At 73.9% G+C, this 17,383-nt stretch carries 9 protein-coding genes; 6 read left to right on the forward strand and 3 right to left on the reverse strand.

What is annotated here, in order from left to right; all coding sequences use genetic code 11:
• Positions 1-221 precede the first annotated feature (221 nt).
• Positions 222-2,063: a PQQ-binding-like beta-propeller repeat protein gene (locus OG286_RS12820; protein WP_396325055.1), complete on the forward strand. Its 1,842-nt coding sequence runs from the start codon at positions 222-224 to the stop codon at positions 2,061-2,063.
• A gap of 171 nt (positions 2,064-2,234) precedes the next feature.
• A complete protein-coding gene (pepN, locus tag OG286_RS12825; RefSeq protein WP_405361584.1) occupies positions 2,235-4,826 on the forward strand; it encodes an aminopeptidase N in 2,592 nt (863 codons plus the stop codon).
• A 147-nt stretch (positions 4,827-4,973) separates the two neighbouring features.
• Here the strand turns inward: pepN and OG286_RS12830 are convergent, their stop codons facing one another.
• Together OG286_RS12830 and malQ are read right to left on the reverse strand one after the other, a co-directional pair.
• On the reverse strand, positions 4,974-5,204 hold the full coding sequence (locus OG286_RS12830; RefSeq protein ID WP_396325053.1) for a hypothetical protein: 231 nt from the start codon (positions 5,202-5,204) through the stop codon (positions 4,974-4,976).
• A gap of 10 nt (positions 5,205-5,214) precedes the next feature.
• The gene (gene malQ / locus OG286_RS12835) at positions 5,215-7,320 is read right to left on the reverse strand and encodes a 4-alpha-glucanotransferase (protein WP_396325058.1); all 2,106 of its coding nucleotides are present in this window, start codon (positions 7,318-7,320) and stop codon (positions 5,215-5,217) included.
• A 508-nt stretch (positions 7,321-7,828) separates the two neighbouring features.
• On the opposite strand from malQ, the gene OG286_RS12840 reads away from it, so the two are divergent.
• Positions 7,829-11,779, forward strand: a complete 3,951-nt coding sequence (locus OG286_RS12840; RefSeq protein WP_405365249.1) for a beta-N-acetylglucosaminidase domain-containing protein — start codon at positions 7,829-7,831, stop codon at positions 11,777-11,779.
• Positions 11,780-11,948: 169 nt separating this feature from the next.
• Here the strand turns inward: OG286_RS12840 and OG286_RS12845 are convergent, their stop codons facing one another.
• On the reverse strand, positions 11,949-12,593 hold the full coding sequence (locus OG286_RS12845; RefSeq protein WP_405365251.1) for an HNH endonuclease: 645 nt from the start codon (positions 12,591-12,593) through the stop codon (positions 11,949-11,951).
• Between the two features lie 514 nt (positions 12,594-13,107).
• Between OG286_RS12845 and OG286_RS12850 the strand changes: the two genes are divergently transcribed.
• The 3 genes from OG286_RS12850 (at position 13,108) to OG286_RS12860 (ending at position 17,364) form a co-directional block, all read left to right on the forward strand.
• Entirely contained in the window at positions 13,108-14,367 is a 1,260-nt protein-coding gene (locus tag OG286_RS12850) for a mechanosensitive ion channel family protein (protein WP_405361580.1), read from the forward strand.
• Between the two features lie 341 nt (positions 14,368-14,708).
• Positions 14,709-15,899, forward strand: a complete 1,191-nt coding sequence (locus OG286_RS12855) for an ROK family protein (RefSeq protein WP_396325049.1) — start codon at positions 14,709-14,711, stop codon at positions 15,897-15,899.
• A gap of 109 nt (positions 15,900-16,008) precedes the next feature.
• Positions 16,009-17,364 (forward strand): ABC transporter substrate-binding protein, encoded by a 1,356-nt coding sequence (locus OG286_RS12860; protein ID WP_396325048.1) that lies wholly within the window; start codon positions 16,009-16,011, stop codon positions 17,362-17,364.
• Positions 17,365-17,383 lie beyond the last annotated feature (19 nt).

Here is a 17,383-nt window from a genome sequence, read left to right on the forward strand (position 1 = left end):
AGTGTCCGTGCGGGTGAGGTGGGGGGCTTCGACACGCCGGGGCGGGGGGCGGCGGTGGGCTGCGGGAAGGCCGGGCAGCTCAGGGGTGCGGTGCGCGGGGTTCGGGGCTCCTGGAGCCGGGCCAAAACGGGCCACCCGTACGATGGTGCCCAATCTCACCCGTCCCACCGGCCTCGGACGTGACCGGCCGGGGGACGCTTCCAGACATGACGGGGCATCAGATGGCAGGGGATCACCCTACGCCGGGGGCAGGCGACACGACCGGCAGCGGTCCGCAGGACAACCGGGGCGTCTCGCTCGGGCGCACGCCCGGCGGCGCGCCCGACCCGGCCGCCATGGCGGACCAGATGACACAGCTCGACGGGGCACCGGTCCCCGGGCAGGGTGGACCGGCTGGGCCGGGGGCCGCGCCCGGCACGCCGCCGGGGCAGCCCCCGGCCCAGCCGCCGGGCAGTGACTACGCCTACGCGCCCACCGCCGCAGCCTTCCCCGCGCAGGGCACGCCGCCACCCCCGCCCGGCGCACCGGTCGGCCCGTACGACCCGGCCCAGCCCCCGTTCGCCGCCCCCAACAGCGGCCAGCAGTACGGCTACACCGCCCCGCCCACCGACGGCGGCGGGACCGGCTACGCCTACCCGCAGCAGCAGGCCGGGTACACCTACCCGGGTGCGCCGGTGGCTCCGGCACCCAAGCAGCGCAACCCGGTGATGCTCTGGGGCGGCATCATCGGCGGTGTGCTGGCGATCGCCATCGTCGCCGGCCTGATCGTGCTGTTCCAGGGCAACCCCGACGACCCCGGCGGCAGCAGCACCACCAGTGCCGGCGGCGTCACCGGCGGCAACACCACCGACCCCACCACCGCGAACGGCCCGGGCGGTACCACCGGTGGTACCGCGGGCAAGGCAGGCGCCTACAACCTCGCCTGGGCCGCCGCCAAGCCGGCCAACGCGACCAGCGGCTCGCAGATGCTCGGCATCTGGGGCGCCGACAAGGCCATCGTGCGCGCCGACAGCTACGGCATCCGCGGCCTCAACTCGGCCGACGGCAAGGAGCTGTGGACGATCGCCCCGCCGGCCGGCAGCAAGGAGTTCTGCGCCGCCTCGTACGGCGTGAACTCCAAGCACATCGCCGCGGTCGCGCTCAACACCGGTGACAGCGACTGCTCCACCGTCGGCGCGGTCGACGTCAGCACCGGCAAGCTGCTCTGGACGGCCAAGGTCAGCCAGGACCGGATGTCCTCGCCCACCCTGAGCGTCACCGAGAAGGTCATCGGCATCGGCGGCAACATGGTCGGCGCCGTGAACATCAGCGACGGCTCGCCGGCCTGGCAGTTCCAGCCGCGCGAGAAGGACTGCAGCGTCTACGGCAAGGCGGCCGGCGCCCAGATCGCGGTCAGCGACCGCTGCTACGGGCTCAACACCACCACCAAGTCCCAGCTGGTCCTGGTCGACACGGACACCGGCAAGACCACCAGCGGCGCGCCGATCCCGCTGACCGGCAGCATCGAGCGGGTCGACAAGGTCGTCTCGGACCAGCCGCTGGTGCTGCTGGTCACCAGCGGCCCGAACGGCGACTACATCCTGCCGTTCGACAAGAGCAACAAGCCGATGAACCCGATGTCGGTCAAGGAGGCCGGCGCCGACAGCCTGCGCCTCTCCGGCCAGGCCGACGCGTTCACCCAGAGCGTGGTGAGCGGGACCACGCTGTACGTCCAGACCAACCCGAGCAAGCCCGCCATCAACGCCTACGACCTGACCAGCGGCAAGCGGCTCTGGTCGTCCACCGGCAGTGCCAGCGACGGCATCCGGCTGGTCTCCGGCACCGACAAGGACGGCAAGATCCGCGCCGTGCTGGACATGGGCTACAACAAGGACTCCAAGCTGGTGACGCTCTCGCCGGCCGACGGTTCGGTGAGCGAGCTCGGCAACCTCACCCAGAACAAGGCCGCCGACAGCATGTACGCCAGCTCCACCGAGTACGTGGTGCAGTCCGACGGCTCGCTGTACGGCTTCTCCCGCAGCTCCGGCTCGGACAGCCCGGTGATCAAGTTCGTCAAGAAGTGACGCGCCGGCCCTGAGGGGCTGACCACCCGTCGGCACGGCCGGGCGGGGCGGGAGCGGGCCCACCGGCCCGCCCCTGCCCCGCCCGGTGGCGTTCCCCCGGGAATTCCCCCGGCGCGGACGACCGGACATGGGAGGATGCGAGGCATCAAGCCTGACGAAGGAGTCCTGCGAGTGCCCGGCACCAACCTGACGCGTGAGGAGGCCCGCACCCGGGCCGCCCTCCTGCACGTGGACGCGTACGACATCGAGCTCGACCTCGGCTCGGCCCGCGAGGGAGGCACCTTCCGGTCCACCACGGTGGTCCGGTTCACCTCGCGCACCCCCGGCGCGGCCACCTTCATCGACCTGGTCGCCCCGAGCGTCCAGGAGATCACGCTCAACGGCGAGCGACTCGACAACGCCAACTTCGCCGACAGCCGGATCGCGCTGCCGAACCTGGCCGCCGAGAACGAGCTGCGCGTCGTCGCCGACTGCGCCTACACCAACACCGGTGAGGGCCTTCACCGGTTCGTCGACCCGGTCGACGGCGAGACGTACCTGTACACCCAGTTCGAGGTGCCGGACGCCCGCCGGGTCTTCGCCGCCTTCGAACAGCCCGACCTCAAGGCCGCGTTCACCTTCACCGTGACCGCCCCCAAGGGCTGGGTCGTCGTCTCCAACTCCCCCACCCCGGCCCCGGTCGGCGACGGTGACACCCAGGTCTGGAACTTCGAGCCGACCGGCCGGATCTCCAGCTACATCACCGCGCTCGTCGCCGGCCCTTACGTCGGCGTCTTCGACACCTACGAGAACGGCGACCAGAAGGTGCCGCTGGGCGTCTACTGCCGCCCCTCGCTGCGCGAGTTCCTGGACGCCGAGGCGATCTTCGCGGTCACCAAGCAGGGTTTCGACTACTTCCAGGAGAAGTTCGACTACCCGTACCCGTTCGCCAAGTACGACCAGCTGTTCGTCCCGGAGTTCAACGCCGGCGCGATGGAGAACGCGGGCGCCGTCACCCTTCGCGACCAGTACGTGTTCCGGTCCAAGGTGACCGACGCCGCGTACGAGGCGCGGGCCGCCACCATCCTGCACGAGCTCGCCCACATGTGGTTCGGCGACCTCGTCACCATGGAGTGGTGGAACGACCTCTGGCTCAACGAGTCGTTCGCCACCTTCGCCGAGGCCGTCTGCCAGGCCGAGGCACCCGGTTCGCAGTGGCCGCACTCCTGGACCACCTTCGCCAACCAGATGAAGACCTGGGCGTACCGGCAGGACCAGCTGCCGTCCACCCACCCGATCATGGCCGACATCAACGACCTGGAGGACGTCCAGGTCAACTTCGACGGCATCACCTACGCCAAGGGCGCCTCGGTGCTCAAGCAGCTGGTGGCGTACGTCGGCCAGGACGCCTTCTTCCAGGGCGTGCAGGCCTACTTCAAGCAGCACGCCTGGGGCAACACCCGCCTGAGCGACCTGCTCGGCGCCCTGGAGAAGGCCAGCGGACGCGACCTCAAGGCCTGGTCCAAGGCCTGGCTGGAGACGGCCGGCATCAACGTGCTGCGCCCCGCGCTCACCCTCAACACCGACGGCGAGATCGAGTCCTTCGCCGTCCTCCAGGAGGCCCCCGCGCTGCCGGCCGGTGCTAAGGGCGAGGCGGTGCTCCGCCCGCACCGGATCGCCATCGGCCTGTACGAGCTGACGGACGGCTCGCTGGTCCGCACCGACCGGATCGAGCTGGACGTCGACGGCCCGCGCACCGACGTCCCGCAGCTGGTCGGCCGGCACCGCCCGGCCGTCATCCTGCTCAACGACGACGACCTCTCGTACGCCAAGGTCCGTCTGGACGAGGACTCGCTGGCCGTCGTCACCGAGCACCTCGGCGGCTTCACCGACTCGCTGCCGCGCGCCCTGTGCTGGGCCTCCGCCTGGGACATGACCCGCGACGGCGAGCTCGCCACCCGCGACTACCTGGCACTCGCCGTCTCCGGCCTCGGCCGGGAGTCCGACATCGGCGTCGTCCAGTCGGTGCACCGCCAGGTCAAGCTCGCCCTCGACGCCTACGCCGACCCGGCCTGGCGCGAGCAGGGCCTGGCCCGCTGGGCCGAGGCCGCCGAGGCGCAGCTGCGCGCCGCCGAGCCCGGCAGCGACCACCAGCTGGCCTGGGCCCGCGCACTGGCCTCGGTCGCCCGTACCGACGGTCAGCTCGGCCTGCTCGCCGGCCTGCTGGACGGCTCGGTCGAGCTGAAGGGCCTGGCCGTCGACACCGAGCTGCGCTGGACGCTGCTGGGCCGGCTCTCCGCCACCGGCCGCGCCGACGAGGCCGCCGTCGCGGCCGAGCTGGAGCGCGACAACACGGCGGCCGGCCAGGAGCACGCCGCCACCTGCCGCGCCGCCCGGCCGACCGCCGAGGCCAAGGCGGAGGCCTGGGCCTCCGTGGTGGAGTCGGACAATCTCACCAACTACGTCCAGGAGGCCGTGATCGCCGGCTTCCAGCAGGCCGACCAGCGTGAGCTGCTGGCGTCGTTCACCGCGAAGTACTTCGCGGCCGTCAAGGGCATCTGGGAGACCCGCAGCCACGAGATCTCGCAGCAGATCATCGTCGGCCTGTACCCGGCCGTCCAGGTCGAGCAGGCCACGCTGGACGCCACCGACGCCTGGCTGGCCTCGGCCGAGCCGGCGCCGGCGCTGCGGCGGCAGGTCATCGAGGCGCGGGCCGGGATCGAGCGCGCGCTGAAGGCCCAGGTGGCCGACCGCGCGGCGGGCGCCCGGGAGCTGGGGCACTGACGCACCGCCGGGGGGCGCGGGTTCCGCCTGCGGCCCCCGGTACCCGCGCCCGCTCCCCGGGGCACGGAGAAACGCCCGAGGGGGCGCCGGACGGTGTCCGGCGCCCCCTCGGGCGTTGTACGGGGTGGGTGGAGAGAGCCCCCTCGGCTACTTCTTGCCGCCCTTGCTGCCGTACGGCATCGCGGCCAGGGCCGCGATGATCACGAACGACGCGATCGGGATGAAGACGTACAGGCCGAGGACCTGGGCGACGCTCAGGCCGGCTCCCGGGTCGTCGCCGTCGTCCGGGGTGAGGGCCATGGCGGGCGACGACAGCAGCATCATCAGCGTGACCGTTGCGGTGACCGCACCGGCTCGCAAAGCGTTCCTCTTGTCCACGGCGCCCAACTTACCCGCCGCTTACGTCACCGCGCGCGGCGGGGTCGGCCTTTCGGGCTGCTCCCGCGGGACGCTCCCCCAGCACGGCGGCGAGCGTAGTCGCCGCCGGGTCCGCGGCGATCGCGTCCAGCGTCACCGGGTACCCCGCGCCGTCGGCGACCGGCAGCCGCCAGTTCGGGTACTGGTCCCAGGTGCCGGGCAGGTTCTGCGGGCGCGGATCGCCCACCAGGTCCGGCAGCCAGACGCCCACCAGCTCGGCCGGGGTGGCCCGCAGGAACCGGTACAGCGCCTGCACGGAGAGCGGCTCGCCCTCGGCCAGCAGACCCAGCCGGGCCAGCTCGGCCCGCCAGTCGGCCAGGTCGGCCGCCGCCTCCGCCTGCTCCTCGCCGAGCGAGCGCGCCAGCAGACCGAGCCGGTGCCGCAGCTCGACGTGCTCGCCGGAGAGCCGGGCCGCCGTGCTCGGCAGGTCATGGGTGGTCAGGGTGGCCAGACTGCCCGGCCGCCACCGCTCCGGCGCGAGGATCTCGCCCTTGGCCTGCCAGTCCCGCTCGAACCAGAGCACGGACGTACCGAGGATGCCGCGCGCCGCCAACTCCTCGCGGACGCCCGGCTCCACCGTGCCCAGGTCCTCGCCGATCACCGCCGTCCCCGCCCGGTGCGCCTCCAGGGCCAGCACGCCGAGCATCGCCTCCGCGTCGTAGCGGACGTACGCGCCCTCGGTCGGCGCATGGCCCTCCGGCACCCACCAGAGCCGGAACAGGCCCATCACGTGGTCGATCCTGATCGCCCCCGCGTGCCGGGCGGCCGACCGGAGCAGCTCGGCGTACGGGGCGTAGCCGGCCGCGGCGAGCGCATCCGGACGCCAGGGCGGCAGGCCCCAGTCCTGGCCGTGGGCGTTGAAGGCGTCCGGCGGGGCGCCGACCGAGATACCGGTGGCGAGGACGTCCTGGAGCGCCCAGGCGTCGGCGCCGTCCGGGTGCGCACCGACCGCGAGGTCGTGGATCAGGCCGACCGGCATGCCGGCCGTACGGGCCGCCTGCTGGGCGTGGGCGAGCTGCTGGTCCAGCTGCCAGGCGAGCCAGCGGTGGAACTCGACCGCCTCCCGGTGCTCCTCGGCGGCGAGGGTGACGTGCGGGCTCCCCGGGTGGCGCAGCCCCTTCGGCCAGGCGTGCCAGTCGGCGCCGTGCGCCTCGGCGAGGGCGTTCCAGAGGGCGTACCGCTCCAGCCACTCGCCCTCCCGCTCCCGATAGGTGTCGTACGCGGCCTGGCGGCCCGCGCCGCGCGGCACCTCGTGCAGCAGCTCCAGGGCACGGCGCTTCAGTGCCCAGACCGCGTCCCGGTCGATCAGGCCGTCGTGGCCCAGCACCTCGGCACGCAGCCGCACGGCCCGGCGGCCCAGTTCCTCGGCCTCCGCGCGCTGCTCGCCCGTCAGGTACGCGTACTCGGGCACCGCTTCGACCCGCAGGTGGACGGGGTCGGCGAAGCGGCGGGAGGAGGGGCGGTAGGGGGACGGGTCGGAGGGCGTCGAGGGGAGGGCGGCGTGGAGCGGGTTGATCTGCACGAACCCGGCCCCGAGGCCCGCTCCGGCCCACTGGGCCAGCTCGGCGAGGTCGCCGAGGTCGCCCATGCCCCAGGAGCGGTCGGAGAGGACGGAGTACAGCTGTGCGAGGAAGCCCCAGCTGCGGCCGGGCAGCTGCGGCAGCCGCTCCGGGGCGACGATCAGGTGCGCGCGCTGCACCTTCTCCGCTGTCTCCGCTTTCAGGGTGTGCCGCCCCAGCGGCAGATCGGCCGGCAGCCAGTGCGAGTGCCCGCGCGGCAGCTCCCAGACCCCGCCGTCCTCCAGCTCGACGCTCAACCGCACGTCGGCCGGCGCGTCCAGCGCCGTCCTGTGCCCCTGCCGCACGACGACGCACGGCGGCAGCAACCGCGCCCGCTGCGCGGCCCGGTGACGCTCCAGCGCCGCCCGCGCCGCCTCCGGCGTCCCCGCCTCCACCCCCAACGCACCCAGCACCGCCACCAGCGTCCGTGCCCCCGGCTGATACGCCTGGTCCACCCCGTACGCCTGCGCCAACGCCACCAGCTCGGCCGGAGGGGCCGGCGCGTCCTGCGCGGGCACCTCCAGGCCGTCGGCTCCGTCACGGTCGAGATAAGCGGCCACTCGCGGCTCCTGCGATGTCTCGGGAAAGCCCGGTCAGAACAGCCACAGTCCTACCCGCGTAACGGCCCGGTGACCCCGCGCGACACACGGTGAACGGGCGGCCGGGCGCGCGGCCGGCGGCGGGGCTGCGAGCTGCGACGCGGACCGGTACGGGATCAGGAGGGCGGCGGCGTGCGGGTCCACGGCTCCGCGGGGTGCCGGCCGCGGGCAGCGGGCGGCCGGGACGCCGGACCGGCACGGCGGGAGTGCTTCGGGCCTCGTACCGGGTGTGCGGCCACGACGGAACGACGGGGGTCCCGGTGGTGACCAGGTGGCCGCCGCGTGAATAGGGCGTGGCGGCCTCAGTCGGCAATAAAACGGACAAACTAGTCATAGCCGTCGACGGCGTTGACACCGGCTGGGCCAACTGGTGGGCTTTGGCGCGATGTGGTCGTTGCCTGGCGAGGAGGCTCCTGTGCAAGCCCGAGTGTCCGTCGCTGCAGGGCGTCGGTTGCGGCAGCAGTTGGAGCAGAGCCCGGCGCTGCGCGACGTGTTGTACCACCCGGCCGCGATCGCGGCGCGTCAGCTGACGGCGCGGACGTGCCGTCAACTGGCCCCCAGGACCGCCGACCGGCTGATCGCCGACCTCAAGGGGACGCAGCCGCTGCTCGCCTCGGTGCGGGCGGAGCGGGCGCTGGCCGAGCGGCCGGGGGCGCCCAGCCGCAGGACGCTGCAGATCGCGGCGACGCTGTCGGCGGCCGCGGTGGTCGGGGGGCTGCTGGTGAGCGGGCCGGTGGCGTACGCGTACGGCCCGGGGCCGGACGTGGTGAGCACGGCGGCGCAGACGCCGCTGGGGAGTGTCACCAACCCTCAGGTGTTCCCGCGGCCGCAGGAGCAGAGCGTGGCCGGGAAGCCGGTCGCGGTGCCCGCCGCCGTCACGCTGGTGCCCGCGCCGAAGGCGGACCTCGGGGCGGTGGACGCCGTCCACGAGGTGCTGGGCGTGGCCGGGGCGACGTCGGTGACGCCGCAGGAGGACGCCGGAACGCCGGCCGCCGGGTCGTTGGTGGTCTACATCGGCGGGCCCGCCGAGGGGGCGGGCGGCGAGGTGGACCGGGTGCTGCGGGAGCTGACCGCGGCCGCGGGCGGCAAGGACGGTGCCGCGCCGTCCACCGCCGGGATGCCGGCCGGCGGGTACGTGCTGTCGGCGGGCCAGCTGCCGGCGCAGGGCGGCGGGACGTACGGCGTGGTGGTGCTGGCCGGGACGGACGCGGCGGGCACGTTCTACGCCGCGCAGTCGCTGCGCCAGCTGCTGGCCGCGGTGCCGGCCGGCCAGGGGCAGGCGCCGGGCGCGGCGGGCCTGGGGCTGCCGGGGATCACGCTGCGCGACTGGCCGTCGGGCGCCCCGGTGCGCGGCACCGCGGAGGCGTTCTACGGCACGCCGTGGAGCCAGCAGCAGCGGCTGGACCAGCTGGACTTCCTCGGCCGGTCGAAGCAGAACTTCTACCTGTACGCACCGGGCGACGACCCGTACCGGCTCTCCCGCTGGCGGGACGGCTACCCGCAGGCACGGGCCGAGGAGCTGAAGGCGCTGGCCGCCCGGGCCCGGAAGAACCACGTGGGGCTCGGGTACGCGATCGACCCGGGGCAGTCGCTCTGCTACAGCTCGGCCAAGGACGCGGACACGCTGGTCGCCAAGCTGGACGGGCTGCGCAAGCTCGGCTTCACCGCGTTCCAGCTGCAGTTCCTGGACGTCTCCTACGACGAGTGGCACTGCAGCGAGGACCGGTCCAAGTACGGCACCGGGCCGGCCGCCGCCGCCAAGGCGCAGGCCGAGCTGGTCGCCAAGGTGCACGACCGGCTGATCGCCAGGAACCCGGTGCTGGCCCCGCTCTCCGTGGTGCCGACCGAGTACCACCAGCAGGGCAGCACGCCGTACCGCAAGGCCCTGGCGGCGGCGCTGCCGGAGGGCGTGCAGGTGGCGTGGAGCGGGGTCGGCGTGATCCCGGAGAAGATCACGGGCGCTCAGACCGCCGACACCGGCAGCCTGTACGGGCATCCGCTGGTCACCATGGACAACTACCCGGTCAACGACGCCGACCCGGACCGGCTCTTCCTCGGCGCCTACACCGGGCGGGACGCGGAGGTCGCCACCAGGTCGGCCGTCATGCTGACCGGCGCGATGCAGCAGCCCGTCGCCTCCCGGATCGCGCTGTCCACCGCCGGAGACTTCGCCTGGAACCCCGCCGCGTACAAGCCGGAGGAGTCCTGGCAGGCCGCGCTGCGGTCGCTGGCCGGTCCGACCGGCGCGGCGACCACCCCGGCCGGGGCGGCGCTGTCGGCCGTCACGGCGCTGGCCGGCAACAGCTCCTCCTCGCCGCTGTCCAAGCAGGAGTCCGGCTACATCGCCCCGCTGCTGGAGCGGTTCTGGGCGACCGCCGAGCCGAACGCGGGGGCCGCGCCGGACCTCGCCAAGCTGATAGAGGCGGCGGGCCCGCTGCGCGACGCCTTCGCCGCGATGGCCGCCGCGCAGCAGACCCTGGCCGCGACCCCGGCCACCGCGCCGCTGGCCGCCGAGGCCGGCCCCTGGCTGGCACCGCTGCGCGACTACGGCCTCGCCGGCCAGGCCGCGCTGGACATGCTGCTGGCGCAGCGCGGCGGCGACGGCGCGGCCGCCTGGAAGGCCCGGGTGGAGCTGAACAAGCTGCGTGAGCAGCTGGGCCAGAGCCCGGCGACGGTCGGCGCGGGCGTGCTCGGCCCGTTCCTGGAGCGCGCCGTCCGGGCCGCCGACAACTGGGCCGGCGTGGTCGGCGGCGGGATCACCGCGACCAGCACGCTCGGCACCGCGCACGACCACCTGCCGGCGCTGATGACCGACGGCGTGGCCGACACGTTCTACTGGAGCTCGGCGCCGCCGCAGCCGGGCGACTCGGTCGGCCTGGACCTCGGCGGCGGCCGCCCGGTCGGCAGCGTCACCGTGCTGATGGGCTCCTGGGGCAGCGGCCCGGACGGCGGGACCGCGGTGGACGACTACATCCGCGACGGCGTGCTGGAGTACACCACCGGCGAGGGCGGCTGGAAGCAGCTGACGCAGGTGAAGAACCAGAAGAGCGTCACCGCCCAGCTGCCCGCCGGGACGGTGGTCCGCGGGGTGCGGCTGCGCGCCACCGCCGCGCAGAAGACCGCGGTGGCGGTGCGCGAGTTCACCGTGACCGCGCCCGACGAGGCCCCGGCCAGCGTCACCGGCGGTCCGGCCGCGCTGCCCGGCGCCTCGGCCACCGCCGTGCTGGACGGCAACCCGGACACCGCCTACCGGGCGGCCACCGCGCCGACCGCCTCGGACGAGCCGCTCACCGTCGAACTGGGCGCGGCCCGGCCGCTGGACCGGCTGACCATCCTCACCGACCCGAACGTGCGGGCGTCCGCCACGGTCGCGCTGCGCCGCGAGGACGGCACCTGGGTGGAGATCGGCACCGTCCAGCCCGGCTACAACGAGCTGCCGGCCGGCGGCCAGAGCGCGGACGCGTTCCGGCTGGCCTGGAAGCCGGGCGGGGAGCCGCCGGTGGTCAACCAGGTGATCCCCTGGTACGCGGACGTCCCGGCGGCCCGGCTCAGCCTGGCCGACGCGGCGGTGGACGTGGTGACCGGAGCGACCGCACCGGTGCAGGCCCGGGCGATGATCGAGGCGGGCCGCCCGGAGGGGGTGACCGGCGAGCTGCGCACCGAGGTGCCGGCCGTCGCCAAGGGCCTGACCGTGGCCCCGGTGTCCGGGGTGAACGTGCCGCGCGGCGGCCGGGTCGGCGTTCCGCTGCTGGTCAGCGCCGCTCCGGACACGCCGTCCGGGACGTACCAGGTGCCGGTGCTGTTCGTGGCCGGGTCGGCCACCGTCCGGCAGGTGCTCCAGGTGCACGTGGTGCCGCCGACCGGCGGGCCGGACCTGGCCACCACCGCGCAGGCGAGCTCCTCGGCCGACGAGACGCCGAACTTCCCCGCCTCGGCGGTGGCCGACGGCGACCCGAAGACCCGCTGGTCCTCGCCGGCGAAGGACGACGCCTGGGTCCGGCTGGAGCTGCCACAGGCCGCGCACCTGGGCTCGGCGGTGCTGCACTGGCAGGCGGCGTACGCCTCCGCGTACAAGATCCAGACCTCGGCGGACGGCGTCGGCTGGACCACCGTGGCGACGGTGGAGGACGGCAAGGGCGGCAACGAGACGGTGCGCTTCGACGCGCCGGGGGCGAAGTTCGTGCGGGTGCAGGGCGTGGCCCGGGCCACCAAGTACGGCTACTCGCTCTGGGGCGTCGAGCTGTACGCCGTCACCCCGGCGGCCCCGCCGGCCGGGCAGACCCCGCCGCCGGTCACCCCGTCCACGCCGCCCGCCACTGCCCCGGCCACACCGCCGACCGCACCGGCCGCACCGGGCACGACGCCGCCGAAGCCGTAACGCCCCGCGGCTCGGCGGCAGGCTGGCCCCGGCGACGCCCGGGGCACCACAGTCCCGGGGCGAGCGGGCCGGCCACGAACGGCGGGCCGCCGCGCTCCCCGGTGCGGGGTGCGCGGCGGCCCATGAGGCGTACCGATGGTGATGACGGGCAAGCCCTTGTGGAGCGGGGTCAGGCGGAGAGCGGTTCGGGCTGCTCACCGCGGCGGACGGGGGCTGGGTGGGCGGCGTGCGCCCGGCCGAGCGGCACCGTGTGCCCGGCCTCGGTATGGTCGTGATGTTCGTACTCGCCCCACTGCGGGGCGCGCAGCAGGTCGCCGCCGCCGTACGGCTCCAGGTAGGGCCGCCAGCGCGGGTCCCTGATCCCGGTGCCGATGATGCGCCAGGCCAGGCCGCTCGGCGGGGCCGGTGGGCGCTTCATCCGCCAGCCGAGCTCGGTCAGGTGGCGGTCGGCCTTGGTGTGGTTGCAGCGGCGGCAGGCTGCCACCACGTTGTCCCACCGGTGCTGGCCGCCGCGGCTGCGCGGGATGACGTGGTCGACGCTGGTGGCGGCGGCCCCGCAGTAGACGCAACGGCCGTGGTCACGGGCGAACAGCGCCCGGCGGGTGAGCGGGACGGGCCCGCAGAACGGGACCCGGACGAAGCGGGTCAGACGGACGACGGACGGCGCCGGAAGGGCGTTGGTGGCGCTGTGCAGAGTGACTCCCGAATCCTCCAGGCTGACCGCCTTGTGGTTGAGGACCAGGATGAGTGCGCGGCGCATCGATACGACGCCGAGTGGCTCGTAGGACGCGTTGAGGACCAGGACATGCGGCACGGATGCCTCCTTGGACGCCTGCGGCGCGTGGCTCGCGCCGGGACGAGCGGTTGGACCACGCAACGGGTGCGTGATCTCCCCCAGTGTCGCCTTACGCCTTTGTACGGCGCCACCACTCCTGTGTAACGGACCGGGGATGAACTCCGGGTGTGGTTTCTGTCATACCCGGTATGCCCAGGCGTCGGACGGGTTGCACCCGGGTGCCCTTCCGGGGGACGGCTCGGCCGGTCGGAGCAGCCGGAGCGGCGGGCGGTGCGGCGCCGGTCGGGGGCGTTTGCCGGGGGCGAAGCGCGGGCGGTTCGGGGGCGGATCGGGGGCGCGCCGGGTCGTTGACGGGGCGTCCGGACGGTTTCCGCACGCCCGGCGGCGGCGCCTCCCCGCCGGCCCGGGGGCTCCCGTGCGTGTCCGGCGGGTGGTCCGGCGGCCGATAGGCTGGGGCGGACGGTCCGCAGGCCAGGGGCGTGCTTCCGCGCCGGCGGGCTGTGCCACACCCCCCTGCAGGAAGGTCCCGCACGTGTTCTGGTCCGGTGCCGCCGGCCTCCTCGCCGACGCGTCCACGACGCTCACGTCCACGACGACACTCCCGGCCACGTCGGGCTCGGCCGCGCCCCCGAGCCCGTCCCCGAGCCCGACGGCCCCCGGAGTGCCCCAGCTCGACCTCAGAATCCCGACCAGCGCGCAGGAGGTCAGCGACACCACCAGGCAGGCGGCCGGCTGGTTCGACTCGCACTGGCAGGAGTGGCTGGCCGGCGGTGTGCGGATCGTCTTCATCATCGTGCTGGCGCTGGTGCTTCGGGCCGTGGTGCGCAAGCTGATCACCCAGCTGATAGCGCGGATGACCAGGCCGCACGAGAGCGAGGACGAGCCCGGCCGGCTCGGCGGGCTGCTGGCCAACACCGGCGTGGTCAACCCCGAGCGGCGCCAGCAGCGCTCGGAGGCGATCGGCTCGGTGCTGCGCAGCGTCGCGTCGTTCACCATCCTGGGCACGGCCGCGCTGATGGTGCTCGCGGCGCTCGGGGTGAACCTGGCCCCGTTGCTGGCGAGCGCCGGTGTGGCCGGTGTGGCGATCGGTTTCGGCGCCCGCAACCTGGTCACCGACTTCCTCTCCGGGGTCTTCATGATCATGGAGGACCAGTACGGCGTGGGCGACGAGATCGACACCGGGGTGGCCACCGGGACGGTGCTGGAGGTCGGCCTGCGGGTGACCAAGCTGCGCGGGGCCAACGGCGAGATCTGGTACATCCGCAACGGCGAGGTGAAGCGGATCGCCAACATGAGCCAGGGCTGGTCGACCGCCTCGGTGGACGTCCAGATCGGCTACAAGGAGGACCTCGTCCGGGTCGAGGCGCTGATCAAGGAGACGGCGGAGACGCTCGCCAAGGAGGCGCCGTTCGACGAGCTGGTCTGGGCGCCCGTGTCGATCCTGGGCGTGGAGTCGGTGGCGGCGGACTCGGTGGTGCTGCGGGTCGAGGCCCGGACGGCGCCGGGCAAGTCGCTGACGGTGGCGCGGGCGCTGCGGCAGCGGCTGAAGGCCGCGTTCGACCTGGCCGGGATCAAGGTCAAGGAGGAGGTCGTGCCGGCCGGCGCCGCCGCGGGCGCGGCCGCCGGGACGGCCGCGGCGGCGGTGGTCCTGACAACGGCCACGGCGCCCGCACCCACCGACGCCGCCCCGCCGTCCGCGCTGGCCGACCCTGCCTCGCCCCGCTACCTGGCGACGGCGCCGATACCGGCACCGGTCAGGCCGGCCGACGACGCCGGAGTCAAGTCGCCCTGACTCCGGGGCGAAACCGCGCCGGCCGCCGGGCCGAGTCGCCCTGACGCCGGGGCCGAGTCGCCCTGGCGGCCGCTCCCGGGTCACCCCGACCGCCGGGGAAGCAACCCTAAAACGGATGAAAGCCCCGCCTCCCGGACACCCGGGGGGCGGGGCTTCGTTCCGCCCGGTAACGAGTCGGCATCCACCGCCGTGACGACCATTGACACCCTCCTGACGAGGACCGTACGGTCCTGTCTCAAGCGACTGGAAAGTTTCCTAACAGTTCGCGCCGGGCCCGCCCGGCGGCCGCCGGCGCCCCACCCGGCGACGGCCACCACCTGCAGGAAGAGGAGGATCTTCGCGTGACCAAGACGACCGCCAAGGCCCCCCTCGCCGGCACCCCCAGCCTGCTGCGGGCCATCAACGACCGCGCCGCCCTCGAACTGCTGCTGGAGAACGGCCCGCTCTCCCGCACCCAGATCGGCACCCTGACCGGGCTCTCCAAGCCCACCGCATCCCAGCTGCTGGCCCGCCTGGAGGCGGCCGGGCTGGTCCTGCCGGTCGGCACCACCGCGGGCGGCCCGGGCCCCAACGCGCAGCTGTACCAGGTGAATCCGGCAGCCGGCCACGTCGCCGGACTGGACGTCACCAACAGCCACGTCCGGGTCGCCGTCGCCGACATCACCGGCACCACGCTGGCCGAGCACGTCACCCTCACGAAGGGCTGGCCGGCCGCCGAAACCGTCTCCCGGGTCGCCGCAGCGGTCGCCGAGACCGTCCGCGCCGCCGGGCTCCCCGAGGGCAGCCTGCACACCGTGGCGATCGGCGTCGGCGGCGCGCCCGACCCGGTCACCGGCAAGCTCCGCTACGCCTCCCACCTGCCCGGCTGGCACTCGCCGCGGCTGGTACAGGAGCTCTCGGAGGCGGTCGGCGCCCCGGTCTCGATCGAGAACGACGTGAACCTCGCCGCCGTCGCCGAGCAGGCCTCCGGCGCCGCGCGCGGGTTCGAGGACTTCGTCCTGCTCTGGGCCGGTGAGGGCACCGGCGCCGCGATCGTGATCGCCGGCCGGCTGCACCGCGGGTTCACCGGCGGCGCCGGGGAGGTCGGCTACATGCCGGTGCCCGGCTCACCGGTCGTACGGGACGTGCGCCGCCGCAACTCGGGAGGGTTCCAGGAGCTGGTCGGCGCACCCGCCGTCCGCGCCCTGGCCCGGGAGTACGGGCTCGGCGCGCCCACCGCGGAGGAGTCGCTCGCGAAGGCCCTGGCGACCCCGGGCGCCGGCGACGAGTTCCTCGCCGCGCTGGCCGGCCGGCTGGCCGTCGGGCTGGCCGTCATCGTCGCCGTCGTCGACCCACAGCTCGTGGTGGTCTCCGGCGGCGTGCCGAGTGCGGGCGGCGAACGGCTGCGCGCACTCGTCGAGGAGGAGCTGGCCAAGATCTCGATCGCCCGGCCGGAAGTCCGCAGCAGTGCCCTGCCCGGTTCGCCCGTCCTGACCGGCGCGCTGCAACGCGCGCTGGCCGCCGCCCGCGAGGCGGTCTTCTCCACCCACTGACGCTCCCCGCGCACCACCCGCCGCACCGCACCTGACACCTCTCCCCAACCCCCAACGCGGGACCAGAGGCAATGACGCCTGCCCGCGCACCCCCAGGAGGACCTCGAAAGTGCTCTCCACCACCTCCCGCAGAGGCCGCCGGACGCTCGCCGCCGTCACCGGCAGCGCCGTCCTGGCCCTGCTCGCCACCGCCTGCACCGGCACCAACGACGCCGGCGGCAACGACGACTCGGCGAGCGGCAAGGACGTCACCATCACCTTCTGGCACGGCTGGAGCCAGGACTCCGAGGTGAAGGCGATCAACGACAACATCGCCGCCTTCGAGAAGGCCCACCCGAACATCCACGTCAAGGCCGTCGGCAACATCGCCGACGACAAGGTGAACCAGGCCCTGCGGGCCGGCGGCGCCGACGCCCCGGACGTGGTCTCCTCCTTCACCACCAACAACGTCGGCATGTTCTGCTCGACCAAGGCCTTCGCCGACCTCAAGCCCTTCCTGGAGAAGGACAAGATCGACGCCGCCAAGACCTTCCCGGCCGCGATGCTCGACTACACGCAGTACCAGGGCAACCAGTGCTCCCTGCCGCTGCTCGGCGACGCCTTCGGCCTGTACTACAACAAGGCCGCCTTCGCCGCCGCCGGCATCACCAGCCCGCCGAAGACCTTCAGCGAGTTCGCCGACGCCGCCGCCAGGCTGACCATCGCCGACGGCGACGGCTACAAGCAGCTCGGCTTCATGCCGCTCTACCACGGCTACGAGTCCACCACCGAGCATTTCCTCGGCCAGTACGGCCCCGCCTACTTCGACGGCTCCGGCAAGTCGAGCCTCGCCACCGACCCCAAGGTCGCCTCCATGCTGACCTGGCAGAAGGGCCTGGTCGACAAGCTCGGCGGCTACGACAAGCTGGACAGGTTCCGCTCCGCCTTCGGCGAGGAGTTCAGCGCCAAGAACCCCTTCCACACCGGCCAGGTCGCGATGGCCATCGACGGTGAGTGGCGCACCGCCTCGCTCGCCGAGAACAAGCCCGACTTCGAGTGGGCCACCGCACCGTTCCCGGTGCCGGACGACCAGGCCGCCACCTGGGGCCGCGGCTACCAGACCGGCACCATCGTCGGCATCGCCAGCAGCAGCAAGAAGCAGGCCGCCGCCTGGGAGCTGGTCAAGTACCTGACCACCGACACCGACGCGGTGGTCGGCTTCGCCAACGCGATCCACAACGTGCCGAGCACCTTCGAGGCGCTCAACTCGCCGAAGCTGACCAGCGACGCGAACTTCAAGACGTTCCTGGACATCGCCAAGAACGCGAACTCGGGCACCACCCCGGCGAGCGTCAACGGCGGCGCCTACATCGTCTCGCTGCAGAACCTCGGCTACGCCTACGAGTCCGGCCAGCAGAAGGATCTCGCGGGCGGCCTCGCGGCCACCGCCAAGGAGATCGACGCCGCCATCGCCCAGGCCAAGTAGCCAGGGCCCCACGGAGCTC

Source organism: Kitasatospora sp. NBC_00039 (genome assembly GCF_045160625.1).
In the GTDB taxonomy this organism is placed as follows: domain Bacteria; phylum Actinomycetota; class Actinomycetes; order Streptomycetales; family Streptomycetaceae; genus Kitasatospora.